Below are 12,579 nucleotides of genomic sequence, written 5' to 3'. Positions count from 1 at the left end.
CGGGCACCCCGCACGGCACCGCCGAGGCGCCGGTGCGTCCGCGTCGTGGCGTGCGACGGGTGCGCTCGCGGGGGCGGCGGCCGTGCTCGCGCTCACCGCGGACGCCCCCGTCCTCCCTCCCGGCCACCGTGCGGCCGCCGCCCCGCCCTGGCACGACCTCGTGACGGTCTTCCTTCCGGCGCTCGCGCCCCCGGCGGCCGTCGCGCTGCTCGGCCTGCTCTTCGCCGCCCTGCTCAAGGAGTCCCCGGTGTCCGACCTGACCCCCGTGCCCCCGGCCCGCAACGGCGAGGCCGCCTACACCACCGGACTCGCGCTGCTGGGTTCGGTCCGCACCCCCGGCGGCGCGGCGGTGCCGCACGCCGTGCTCACCCTGGTCGACGCCGCGGGCCGCCAGTGCGGCCGGGCCGACTCGGGCGACGACGGACGCTTCTCCCTCACCGGCCCCGGCCCCGGCGGGTACATGCTCATCGCCGCCGCCTCCGGCCACCAGCCCCGTGCGGTGGGCCTCACCCTCGCCGACCGCGCCCCCGAACTCGACGTGCTGCTGGGCGGGCCGGGCCGGCTGACCGGTCGGGTCCGCACCCCCGACGGGGAGCCCGTCGCGGACGCGGTCGTCACCCTCACCGACTCCCGCGGTGACGTCGTCGCCACCACCCGGTCCGCCGCCGACGGCGGCTACCGGCTCGACGGGCTGGTGACCGGCGACTACACGCTCGCGGCGGGGGCACTCGGACGCCGTCCCGGCGCGGCGCCCGTCACCGTCGCCGGCGGGGAGCAGGCGGACCACGACGTCGAGCTCACCGGCGGGGCGGTGCTGCGCGGCACCGTCGGCAACGACGAGGGCCGGCCGGTGCCCGACGCCCGCGTCACCCTCACCGACTCCCTGGGCGAGGTGGCGGGGACGACGTTGACCGGTGCCGACGGGCGGTTCGTCTTCGCCGACCTGGCGCCCGGGGAGTACACGGTGGTGGCGGCGGGCTACCAGCCGACCGCCACCGCGCTGCGCCTCGCCGGCGGTGAGCACGGTGAACGCGACCTGCGGCTGAGCCACGAGCCCGGCGCCGGCTGACCTTCCCCCGGCCTCCCCCCGGCCGGCCGCGCCGAGCGGAACGCCCGCCCCGGCGCCAGGCGCACAGCAGCGCTCTCCCCCGCGCCCGTTGACCCCGGCGCGCCCCCGCGCCCGTGCCGGGCCGACGTCCCTCCGGCACGGGCGCGGCGGCGTCGCCGCCCGCTTCGGGCTCCCGTCGCAGCCGCTCCGGACCCGGTGATCGACGCCTGGTCACCCAGCTGAGCTGCAAGGCGTCGACAGCCCCGTCCGGATCGTCCGCCGACCTCCTCCGCCAGGACGCCGGGCGTGCCCGGTCCCCGCCCGGCCGGCGGACGGGGGCGCACGAATGCGCCGGGCGCGGTTCTTCGCGTACCGGTTCGCCGCCGGTACCCGAAGGCGTACGGTGGAGCGAACCGGCAGGAGAAGGAGCAACCCGTGGTTCCCCAGCCCCTGATCCCCCAGCGTGGACCCGCCGAACCCGGGCGCATACCTCTCGCGGTCGTCACGGTCGACGGGCTGGGCGCGGTCACCTCCTGGGCCGGCGGCGCACACCGGCTCTTCGGACTCCGCCGGGAGGAGGCGCTCGGCCGGCCCGCTGCCGCCCTGCTCCCGGTATCCGGAGTCATCGACGTCGTCGGTGACGGCGACACCCTCGGCTCCGCCTACGCCGACGTCGCGGCACCTCCCGGTGAGGAGGAGCCCACCTCCGGCAGGTTCTGGGGCGGGTGCGAGGGCCGCGGCAGCGAGGACATCCTCTGGTGGGCCTGGCCGCTGGCCGGCCCCGGTCTGCTGCGACTCCTCGTCCTCGCCACCGACGGTGCCCGGCTCCACCAGGCCTCCGGCGGGGTCCAGGTCTCCGCCGGCTTCGCGCCCCACTCCGCCCTGCCCGACCCGGCAGGCCGAGCGGCCGGCCTCTCCGCCGCCCTCGTGGGACTCGACGGCGTCGACGCCGCGGACGTCACCGCGCAACTGCTCCGCGGCGGCCATCCGATGCTGGAGTCCGCCACCGGCGAACGGGTGCCGGTGCTGCCGCGCACCCCCGGTGTCGCCTTCCCGCAGGCGGGCGCCAGGGCGTAGCCTGCGCGCCATGAAGATCCTGATCAGCGCGGACATGGAGGGGGCCACCGGCGTCACCTGGCCCGCCGACTGCCTCCCCGGCACCCCGCAGTGGGAGCGCTGCCGCCGTCTCTTCACCTCCGACGTCAATGCGGCTGTGGTCGGCTTCTTCGACGGTGGCGCGGACGAGGTCCTGGTCAACGAGGCGCACATGACGATGCGCAACCTGCTGCTGGAGGAGATGGACGAGCGGGTCGCGATGCTGACCGGCCGCCACAAGGCCCTGTCGATGGTCGAGGGAGTCCAGCACGGCGACGTCGACGGCATCGCGTTCGTGGGCTACCACACCGGCGCCGGCGACGAGGGGGTGCTCGCCCACACCTACCTCGGCAACTCCCTCACCGGGGTCTTCGTCGACGGGGTGCGCGCCAGTGAGGGGCTGCTGAACGCCCTGGTGGTCGCCGAGTACGGCACCCCCGTGGTCCTGGTGACCGGCGACGACCGCGCCTGCGAGGACGCGCGCGGCTACGCGCCGCGGGCGCGGACCGTGGCGGTCAAGGACTACGTCTCCCGGTACGCCGCCGTCTGCCGCCCGCCGGCGCGGACCGCCGCCGCCATCCGCAGCACCGCCGCCGAGTCCGTCGCGCTGGCGGTCCGCCACCCGCCGGCCGGCCCCCGGGACCGCCGCATGGAGGTCGAGTTCGACGCCGAGCACCTCGCCGGAGCGGCCGCCGTGGTCCCCGGGGTGGAGCAGACGGGGGAGCGGCGTGTGGCGTGGACCGCGCCGACCATGTACGAGGGCATCCGCTGCTTCAAGGCCGTCACGACGCTGGTCTCGGCCGCCGTCGAGGAGTGGTACGGCTGACCCTCCCCGCCCCCGGGGACCGGCCGCCGGAAACACCGCACGGGTGACGCTTCGTCACCGATCCGGCGATGCGGACACCTCCGGTGCGGCATCGCCACTGGTCGGACCAGTGCGGACGGCCGCAACGCTTCCCGACGGGGCGCACTCCGCGTAACGTGGCCCGGCATGAAGATCTACCGCAGCACGCCCGCTCCGGGGCCGGTATGACCGGGGGAACCACCACCACCGCGGCGGGCGCGGGCACCCCCGCCATCGACGAACAGGCCCTCGCCGAATCGGTCGCCTTCACCTCCGACCTGATCCGGATCGACACCACCAACCGCGGGCAGGGCGACGGCGTGGAGCGCGCCGCCGCCGAGTACGTGGCGGAACGCCTCGCCGAGGCGGGTGTCGAGCCGCTGCTGCTGGAGAAGGCGCCCGACCGCACCAACGTGGTGGCACGGGTGCCGGGGACCGACCCCACCGCGGGGGCGCTGCTCGTCCACGGCCACCTCGACGTGGTCCCCGCCGACGCCGACGAGTGGAGCGTGCACCCCTTCTCCGGCGAGGTCAGGGACGGCGTCGTGTGGGGGCGGGGCGCGGTCGACATGAAGAACGCCGACGCCATGGTCCTCGCCGTCGTCCGGGCCTGGGCGCGCCACGGGGTGCGTCCCCGCCGCGACATCGTGCTGGCCTTCACCGCCGACGAGGAGGACAGCGCCCAGTACGGCTCCGGGTTCCTCGCCGATCAGCACGCCGACCTGTTCGAGGGCTGCACCGAGGGCATCAGCGAGTCCGGTGCCTATACCTTCCACGCCGGGGACGGCCGCAGGATCTACCCGCTGGCCGCGGGGGAGCGCGGCACCGCCTGGCTGCGGCTGACCGCCAACGGGCGCGCCGGCCACGGGTCGAAGGTCAACGAGGAGAACGCCGTCAGCCGGCTCGCCGCCGCCGTCACCCGCATCGGCGACCATCGCTGGCCGGTCCGGCTGGCGCCGACCGTCCGGGCCGCGCTGACGGAAATGGCGGCGCTGTACGGTCTGCCCCGGCCGGTCCTCGACGAGGCCGACCCCGCGGGGCTCACCGCCGAGGTGGAGCAGCTGCTGGCCGCGTTCGGCCGGGCGGCCACCCTGGTGCGACCGGTGGTGCGCAACAGCTCCAACCCCACCATGCTGGACGCCGGGTACAAGGTGAACGTCATCCCCGGCAGCGCCACCGGCCACATCGACGGCCGCATGGTCCCCGGCGCGGAGGAGGAGTTCTCCCGCACGATGGACGAACTGACCGGCCCGGACGTGGACTGGGAGTTCCAGCACCGGGAGATCCCGCTCCAGGCGCCGGTCGACTCGGACACCTACGGCGTGCTGCGCTCCGCGCTGGAGCACTTCGACCCGGACGCGCACGTGGTGCCCTACTGCATGTCGGGCGGGACCGACGCCAAGCAGTTCTCACGGCTGGGCATCGTCGGCTACGGCTTCACCCCGCTGAGGCTCCCCGAGGGATTCGACTACAACGCGATGTTCCACGGGGTCGACGAGCGGGTACCGGTGGAGGCGCTGCACTTCGGTACCCGGGTACTGGACCGGGCGTTGCGCGCCCTGTGACCGGTGGGCGGGTCCGGACCCCGGGCCCGCCCACCGGCCGCGGCGGCGGACGCGGAAGGAGATACTCCCAGATGACGCACGAGCCCCGACCCGCCCCCTGCGGGGGATGGCCCTCGCCGATCGACGCCGCCCTGGTGGCCGCCCACGACGGCCGCGCCGACCATCTGCGCGCCGTGGGGGAGGAGTTGTGGTGGACGGCGGCACGGCCAGAGGAGGGCGGCCGCCGAGCGCTGATGCGGCTCCGCGGCGACGGCGGTCCGCCGGCCGTGGTCCTGCCGGCGCCGTGGGACGCCCGGAACCGCGTGATGGAGTACGGCGGGATGCCCTGGGCCGGCGCCGCCCGCCCGGCCGGCGGCCCGCTCGTCGTCTTCACCCACTGCGCCGACCAGCGGCTGTACCTGCTGGAGCCGGACGCTCCCGGCGGCGCCGAGCCCCGGCCGCTCACCCCGGTCTCCGCCGTCGGCGGCGGACTGCGGTTCGCCGATCCGGTGGTGCTGCCGGACCGCGGCGAGGTCTGGTGCGTGATGGAGGAGTTCACCGGCGACGGCCCCACCGACCTGCGGCGGCTGCTGGTGGCGGTGCCCCTGTCCGGCACGGCGGCCGAGGACCGCGCGGCGCTGCGGGAACTCACCGACGGCACGCACCGGTTCCTCACCGGGCCCAAGCCGTCCCCCGACGGCCGCCGACTGGCCTGGATCACCTGGGACCACCCCCGGATGCCGTGGGACGGCACCGAACTCCGGGTGGCCCGGCTCACCGACGACGGCCGCCCCGGGGACCCGGTGACGGTCGCCGGCGGTCCGGAGGAGTCGGTCGCGCAGGTCGAGTGGGGCGCCCGGGGTGAGGTGCTGTTCTCCTCGGACCGCACCGGCTGGTGGAACCTCTACCGGTGCGACCTCACCGACGACGGCGCCGGGGCCGGCCCGCCCGCGCCCGGCCCGGCCGAGGCGCTCCACGCCGCCGAGGAGGAGTTCGCCGACGCGCTGTGGAAGATCGGCATGCGCTGGTTCGCCCCGCTGGCCGACGGGCTGGTGGCGGTGGTGCACGGCCGCGGCGACAAACGGCTGGGACTGCTCGACCCCGACCGGGGGGTGCTCACCGACGCGGCGGGACCCTGGACGGAGTGGGCGCCCGCGCTCGCGGTGCAGGGCAGCCGCGTCACCGGCATCGCCGCCTCGCCGGCGCGCGGCTACGAGGTGGTGCAGCTGGACACCGCGACCGGCCACTGCCGGGTCGTCGCCGCCCGGCACCGCGACCCCGTGCCGCCCGGTCACCTGCCGCGGCCGGAGCCCCGCACCTTCACCGGCCCGAACGGCCGCGAGGTGCACGCCCACGTCTACCCGCCGACCTCGCCCGACCACCGCCCCGCCCCCGGCGAGCTGCCGCCCTACGTGGTGTGGGCCCACGGCGGGCCGACCGGTCGGGCGTCGATGGTCCTCGACCTGGAGATCGCCTACTTCACCTCCCGCGGCATCGGCGTCGTCGACGTCAACTACGGCGGTTCCACCGGCTACGGCCGCGCCTACCGCAACCGGCTGCGCGGCAGGTGGGGCCAGGTCGACGTCGAGGACTGCGCGGCGGTGGCGGCCGCACTGGCCGCGGAGGGCACGGCCGATCCCGGCCGGCTGGCGGTCCGCGGTGGCAGCGCGGGCGGCTGGACCGCGGCGGCCTCCCTGGCCGACCCGGACCGCACGGCCGACGTCTACGCCTGCGGCACGATCCGCTACCCGGTGCTGGACCCGGCCGGTTGGGCGAACGGGGGGACCCACGACTTCGAATCGCGCTACCTGGACTCGCTGATCGGGCCGTTCGACGAGGAGACGTACCGCGCACGGTCGCCCCTGCACCACGCGGGTCGTGTCACCGCGCCGTTCCTCCTGCTGCAGGGACTGGAGGACGCGGTCTGCCCGCCGGTGCAGAGCGAGCGGTTCCTCGCCGCGCTCGCCGGTGGGACGGTGCCGCACCGCTACCTTTCCTTCCCCGGCGAGGGGCACGGCTTCCGCCGGGCGGAGACCATCGTCCGCGCGGTGGAGGCGGAGCTGGCGCTCTACCGGGAGACGTTCGGCCTCGGCGCCGACCGGAGCGAGACACTGGAGACGGAGACGCGATGAACCGCCACTTCCCCACCCCCGCCGCGGCCCACGGGGCCTCGCACGCCTCGGTGGCGCCCGTACCGGCGCTCAACCGCCCCTCCCGGCTGCGGCCCGGTGACAAGGTGGCCGTCGTGGCGACCAGTTCGCCCGTGGAGCGGGAGATGCTGGAGGCCGGGCTGGCCGTGCTCCGCGGCTGGGGGCTGGAGGTCGTGGTCGGCGACCACGTCCTCGACGTGCACCCCGAACTCGACTACCTCGCCGGGCGGGACGAGGACCGCGCCCGGGATCTCCAGGCGGCCTGGTGCGACCCGGACGTCGCGGCCGTGATCTGCGCCCGTGGCGGGTACGGCGCCCACCGGCTGACCGGCCTGCTCGACTGGTCCGCGATGCGGGCCGCCGGACCGAAGATCCTGCTCGGATACAGCGACATCACCGTGCTGCACGAGGCGTTCGCGTCCCGGCTGCACCTGGCGACCGTCCACGGCCCGATGCCCGCCACCGAGGGATTCGCCCGGGACGCGGCAGCCCAGGAGCACCTGCGCCGGACCCTGTTCGAGCCGGAGTCCGTGACGACACTGACGGGTCCGCGCGCGGCGACGCTGGTGCCGGGGCGGGCCCAGGGCGTCACCCTCGGCGGCTGTGCGAGCCTCCTCGCGGACAACCTCGGCAGCCCGACCTCCCGGCACTCCGCCGCAGGCGGCATCCTGCTCCTGGAGGACGTCGGCGAACGGGCGTACCGACTCGACCGCTGCCTGAGCCAGCTACTGAACGCGGGTTGGCTGGACGGCGTCGCCGGGATCGTGCTGGGGTCGTGGCAGGACAGTGAGCCCTACGACCGCATCCGCACCGTTCTGCTCGACCGCCTGGGACCGCTGGGCGTGCCGATGGTGGAGGAGCTGGGCTTCGGACACTGCCCGGACCCGCTGACCCTGGGGCTGGGCCGCCCCGCGGTGCTCGACGCGGACGCGGCCACCCTCCGCTACACCTCGGCGGTGCTCGACTGAGCGTGCCGAGAGCGCGCGCGGTGGCGGGGACCGGCCGGGCGCGTTCCCCTGGAAGGGGTACGCACCGACGCGTACCCCCGGTGGACGCGCCCGCGACCGCTTGCCCGTCCCCGGCCCGTCACACCCCGCAGGAGGCCAGTGATGACCACCGCCGCCGACATCATGCACCCGGGCGCCCAGTGGCTGCCCGCCACCGAGACCCTGGACCGCGCGGCGCAGCTGATGCGTGAGATGGACGTCGGGGCGCTTCCCGTCAGTGACAGCAACGAGCGGATGTGCGGCATCCTCACCGACCGCGACATCGTGCTGAAGTGCGTCGCGGCGGGGCACGACCCGTCCCGCGTCACCGCCGGGGAGCTGTGCGAGGGCACCCCGCGCTGGATACCGTCCGACGCCGACGTCTCCGACGTCCTGGACGAGATGGAGGGCCACCGCATCCGGCGGCTGCCGGTGGTCGACGGCGACAAGCGGCTGGTCGGGATGATCAGTGAGGCCGATCTCGCCCGCCACCTGAGCGAGGAGCAGATCGCCGGGTTCGTCGAGCGGGTCTACGCGGGCGTCTCCCGCTAGGAGCCGCCCTCCCGCGCAGCCGTTCCGCGCAGCCGTTCCGCGCCCGACCGGGCGCGGAACGGCTGCGCGGAACGGCTGCGCGTGCGACGGCGGTGCCCCGGCCGCATGCTGGAGCCATGGATGCCGAACCCGCAGGACGCGGCGGGCGGCTGCGGGAGTTCCTCACCCCCGGCCGTGTCGTCTTCGCGATCGCCGCCGTACTGACCCTCGTCTTCGTCTTCGAGAACACCCGGCAGACCCGTATCCGGCTGCTGGTGCCGGAGGTGACCATGCCGCTGTGGGCCGCGCTGCTGACCGCGCTGGTCCTGGGCGTCGCCGGCGGCTTCTACCTGGGGCGCCGCCGACCCACTCGGGGGAGGCGGGCCCGCTGAGGCCCGCGGGGCGCGGTCGGCCTCACCGCCGGCAGAGGACCTCGCCGTGCACCACGGCGAACCAGCCGTCCTCCGCCGCGGCCCACTCCCGCCAGCCGTCCGCCGCCTCGGCGAGCTCCGCCGTGTCGGCGTGCCCGCCGGCCACGGCCATCCGCACGTAGGCCGGCGCCAGGGTGCGGTCCGCCCAGAGCCCGCCCCACCACTGGCGTTCCAGCGGGGTGGCGAAGCACCAGGTCGAGGCCGAGGGCACCACCTCGGAGAACCCGGCGGCGCGGGCCCAGGAGAGCAGGCGCCGGCCGGCGTCGGGCTCGCCGCCGTTGCCGCGCGCCACCTGGCGGTAGACGCGGAGCCAGAGGTCCATGCCCGGCGGTCGGGGCCACCAGGTCATCGCCGCGTAGTCCGCGTCGCGCGCCGCCACCGTCCCGCCCGGCCGGCTGACCCGGCGCATCTCGCGCAGGGCCGCGACCGGGTCGCCGAGGTGCTGGAGCACCTGGTGGGCGTGGACCACGTCGAAGCCGGGCGCCCCCTCCGCCGCGCCCCCGTCGGGCAGGTCGAGCGCGGTCACGTCGCCGACGGTGAAGGTGACGTTCCCGGCACCGGCTGCCTCGCAGGCGGCCCGGGCGTCGTCGAGGACCCCGGGCGCGCTGTCCAGCGCCGTGACCGGACCGGGTGCCACCGCGCGGGCGAGCCCGGCGGTGATGGTGCCCGGCCCGCATCCCACGTCCAGCAGGGAGAGTCCGGGGCGCAGCCTGGGCAGCAGATAGCCGGCGGAGTCCTCGGCCGTGCGGCGGCGGTGCGAGCGGAGCACCGCTTCCTGGTGTCCGTGCGTGTAGACGGCGTCGGGCATGGCGTCTCCTCTCGGCGGCGACCCCAGCGTGCTCCGGCCGCCGACCCCGGGGCAACGGGGGTCCGCCATCCGAGAGGGCCGGGCGGGGAGGCTCTGCCGGCGCCGGGCGCCGAGGATGCCCGGGCGTGCGGGAGGGCCCGCACGATCCGGGGATCGTGCGGGCCCTCCGCGGGGTGCGTCACGCGCGTTGTGGGGGATGGGTGCGCGTCACGCGGGGGTGGTGCTCACCGTCAGCCGGTCACCAGGTCCAGGCCGTAGGCCGAGAGCAGCGGGTTGATGGGCTGGTGGTAGGTGGTGCCACCGGAGGTGCAGTTGCCGGAGCCGCCGGAGGTCACGCCCTGGGCCTGGCTGCCGGAGATGTAGGAGCCGCCGGAGTCACCGGGCTCGGCGCAGACCGAGGTGCGGGTGACACCGGTGATGGTGCCTTCCGGGTAGGTCACCGAGGTGTTGTGCTGCTGGATGGTGCCGCAGTGCCAGCCGGTCGTGGAGCCGGAGCGGCAGACGGAGGCACCGACAGCGGCCTCGGTGGAGCCGGAGACCGTGACCTCGCCCTCGTTCACGGTCGGGGTGGTGTTCCAGTCGCTGTTGACCGACACCCAGGCCATGTCGTCACCGGGGAACGAGGACTCCTCGAAGGTGCCCTGCGCGGCCTGGTTGTAGCCCGTGGTGCTGGTGCCGACGGTGCCGCAGTGGCCGGCGGTCGCGAAGCCCGGGGTCGAGCCCTGGGTCACGGAGAAGCCGACCGAGCAGCGTCCGCCGCCCATGTAGTAGGCGTCGCCGCCGACGAGGTCGTAGAAGGCCTGGGGCTGCTCGTCGGAGGTCTGGATGTCGACCGCGGCGGCGTTCACCCCGGCGGCCTCGACGAAGCCCTCGGCCTCGGTGACGTCGGAGGTCAGCAGGACGACGCCGTTGGTCGTGACGTCGACGTACCAGACCGGCGCGTCGGTGGTGTCGTAGGACTCGGCGGCCTGGTCGAGGGCGTCCTTGACGCTGTCCAGCTCGGCCAGCGTGTGGTCGACGACCTCGGCCGTGGCACCGGCCTCGGTGATCTCGGCGGCCTCGGCCTCGCTGGTGGTGGCCACCACCAGCTCCGTGCCCTCCGTGAGCCAGGAGCCCGCGAAGGCGTCGAGGTCGGCGGAGAGGGTCTCGCCGAGCAGGGAGGCGTCGTGCTCCGCCACCAGCTGGAGGCCGGCCTCCTGCTCGCTCAGGCCCAGGTCGCGCTCCATGGCGTCGAGCACACCGGCGGGAAGGTCGGCGACTGCTGCCTCGGCCCGCTCGGTCATGGTGTCGTTCGCGGAGGCCTGGCTGGGGACCAGAGCGAACGCGAGCGCGGAGGCGGCTATCGCGGCGCCGATGGCGTTACGGCCTGTGTGACGCATGCAGTTCTCCTTGCACTTGCCTTGTGGGGGTAGACAGAACGTAGCCGCCGGGTGATGGGGTGTGTACCTGCCAAGGAATACCTCTTGTGATGCGATGGATTGCCCGAACGTGCCACTGGCCGGGCAACGTTGCAGGTCACGGTCGTGCGCTGATGTCGCGTCAGTTCGGCCGACGGGCCTTCCGGGGGGTTGTGAGGGTAGTTTCACGAGTTGCACGTTGCATGCACAACGTGACCGCGCTGCGCCGCCGTTGTCGTTTCGTTACCTGTCGTCGGTGGTCGGGGCGGTGCGCGGATGTGGCCTGGCGCACACAACTGGCGGATGCGCCCCTCTGTGCGCCGTCGCTCATCTTTCGCGCACGGAGATGGTTCGCGCTCTGTTGTGGCCGGATTCGGGGCAGCCCCGGAGTGACGCCCCGTCCGGTGCGGCCGGGGCGGGGCGTGTCGGGCGGTTCTGCGGCCGCCGCATCGCATGCGGACGGCCCGCCCCGCGCGGTGCGCGGGACGGGCCGTCGGTGCGGAGCGGGCGGGGCGGCCGGGCCGCCTCGGGTCAGCTCCGGACGAGGGTCAGGCCGTACTGGGACAGGATCGGGTTGACCGGCTGGTGGAAGGTGGTGCCACCGAAGGTGCAGTTGCCGGAGCCGCCGGAGGTCACGCCCTGGGCCTGGGTGCCGGAGACGAAGGAGCCGCCGGAGTCACCGGGCTGGGCGCAGGCGGAGGTGCGGGTCACACCGGTGATGGTGCCCTGCGGGTAGGTGACGGAGGTGTTGTGCTGCTGGATGGTGCCGCAGCGCCAGCCGGTGGTGGAGCCGGAGCGGCAGATGGAGGAGCCGACGGTCGCCTGGGTCGAGCCGGTGACGCGCACGCCCGAGCCGGAGTTGCGGACCAGGGAGGTGGGCGTCCAGTTGCTGTTCACCGCGACCCAGGCCATGTCGCGGCCGGGGAACCAGGAGCCGCGGAAGGTGCCCTGGCTGACGCGGTTGAAGCCGGTGGTGGCGTTGCCGACGCTGCCGCAGTGGCCGGCGGTCACGAAGCCGGGGGTGGAACCCTGGCGGACGGAGAAGCCGATGGAGCAGCGGCCGCCGCCGATGTAGTAGGCGTCACCGCCGACCAGGTCGTAGAAGGGCTGGGGGGACTCGTTCGAGCGCTCGACGCGGACGGTGGAGGCGTCGGCGCCGCTGGCCGCGACGAACGCCTCGGCGGCGGGGACGTCCGAGGCGAGGACCACGACCTCGTTGGTGGTGACGTCCACGTACCAGACCGGAGCGGCGTCCGCCGGGTTGGCGGTGGCAGCCTCGTCGAGGATCTCCTTGACGGCCTCCAGCTCGGCGAGGCTGTGCTCGACCACCGTGGCGGTGGCGCCCGCCGCGGCGATCTCGGCTGCCTCGGCGCGGTCGGTCGTGGCGACCACGTGCTCGGTGGTGCCCTCGACGATCCAGGAGCCCGCGTAGCCGGAGAGGTCCTCGCTGAGGGACTCCTCCAGGACGGCGGCCTCGTGCTCGGCGACGAGCTGGTTGCCGACCTCGCCGGCGGGCACGCCGAGGTCACGCTCCATCGCGTCGACCATGCCGGCGGGCAGCTGCTCGACGAGGGCGTCCGCCTTGGCGGTCTCGGCGGAGGGGAGTTCGGAGGAGGCGTTGGCCGGCACCAGGCTCAGAGCCAGGGCGGAGGCCGCCAGCGCCGAACCGATGGCAACAGTACGTCCCTTGAGGCGCATTCTGTTCTCCTTGTGTTGTGAGGGTGACCAGAATGTAGAAGCCGCGT

11 protein-coding genes are annotated in these 12,579 nt (G+C 75.0%); 8 read left to right on the top strand and 3 right to left on the bottom strand.

Going from position 1 to position 12,579, the window contains the following annotated elements; translation table 11 throughout:
- From HCN56_RS06150 to HCN56_RS06115, 8 genes are all read left to right on the top strand, one after another.
- The coding region (locus tag HCN56_RS06150) for an MSCRAMM family protein (protein ID WP_209312409.1) at positions 1 to 1,069 on the top strand (1,069 nt) is incomplete at its 5' end.
- 414 nt (positions 1,070 to 1,483) lie between these two features.
- A complete protein-coding gene (locus tag HCN56_RS06145) occupies positions 1,484 to 2,125 on the top strand; it encodes a hypothetical protein (protein WP_167968453.1) in 642 nt (213 codons plus the stop codon).
- 10 nt (positions 2,126 to 2,135) lie between these two features.
- Positions 2,136 to 2,969, top strand: coding sequence for a M55 family metallopeptidase (locus HCN56_RS06140; RefSeq protein ID WP_167968452.1), 834 nt, complete (start codon positions 2,136 to 2,138; stop codon positions 2,967 to 2,969).
- Between the two features lie 203 nt (positions 2,970 to 3,172).
- Entirely contained in the window at positions 3,173 to 4,552 is a 1,380-nt protein-coding gene (locus HCN56_RS06135) for a M20/M25/M40 family metallo-hydrolase (protein ID WP_167968451.1), read from the top strand.
- A 71-nt stretch (positions 4,553 to 4,623) separates the two neighbouring features.
- Positions 4,624 to 6,663: a prolyl oligopeptidase family serine peptidase gene (locus tag HCN56_RS06130; protein WP_167968450.1), complete on the top strand. Its 2,040-nt coding sequence runs from the start codon at positions 4,624 to 4,626 to the stop codon at positions 6,661 to 6,663.
- The gene (locus tag HCN56_RS06125; RefSeq protein WP_167968449.1) at positions 6,660 to 7,649 is read left to right on the top strand and encodes a S66 peptidase family protein; all 990 of its coding nucleotides are present in this window, start codon (positions 6,660 to 6,662) and stop codon (positions 7,647 to 7,649) included. Before HCN56_RS06130 ends, HCN56_RS06125 begins: the two co-directional genes overlap by 4 nt.
- A gap of 141 nt (positions 7,650 to 7,790) precedes the next feature.
- Entirely contained in the window at positions 7,791 to 8,219 is a 429-nt protein-coding gene (locus HCN56_RS06120; protein ID WP_167968448.1) for a CBS domain-containing protein, read from the top strand.
- 116 nt (positions 8,220 to 8,335) lie between these two features.
- A complete protein-coding gene (locus tag HCN56_RS06115; protein WP_167968447.1) occupies positions 8,336 to 8,590 on the top strand; it encodes a LapA family protein in 255 nt (84 codons plus the stop codon).
- A gap of 22 nt (positions 8,591 to 8,612) precedes the next feature.
- Here HCN56_RS06115 and HCN56_RS06110 read toward each other — a convergent pair whose 3' ends face one another.
- From HCN56_RS06110 to HCN56_RS06100, 3 genes are all read right to left on the bottom strand, one after another.
- Positions 8,613 to 9,437: a methyltransferase domain-containing protein gene (locus tag HCN56_RS06110; protein ID WP_167968446.1), complete on the bottom strand. Its 825-nt coding sequence runs from the start codon at positions 9,435 to 9,437 to the stop codon at positions 8,613 to 8,615.
- 230 nt (positions 9,438 to 9,667) lie between these two features.
- Positions 9,668 to 10,816 carry a S1 family peptidase gene (locus HCN56_RS06105; protein WP_167968445.1) on the bottom strand — a complete coding sequence of 383 codons (1,149 nt, stop codon included), beginning with the start codon at positions 10,814 to 10,816 and terminating at the stop codon, positions 9,668 to 9,670.
- A 549-nt stretch (positions 10,817 to 11,365) separates the two neighbouring features.
- A complete protein-coding gene (locus tag HCN56_RS06100; protein ID WP_167968444.1) occupies positions 11,366 to 12,532 on the bottom strand; it encodes a S1 family peptidase in 1,167 nt (388 codons plus the stop codon).
- Positions 12,533 to 12,579 lie beyond the last annotated feature (47 nt).

The organism is Streptomyces lonarensis (assembly GCF_012033735.1).
In the GTDB taxonomy this organism is placed as follows: Bacteria; Actinomycetota; Actinomycetes; order Streptomycetales; family Streptomycetaceae; genus Streptomyces; species Streptomyces lonarensis.
The sequence above is the reverse complement of the archived record's forward strand: the minus strand, read 5'-3'. Positions and strand labels throughout refer to the sequence as shown.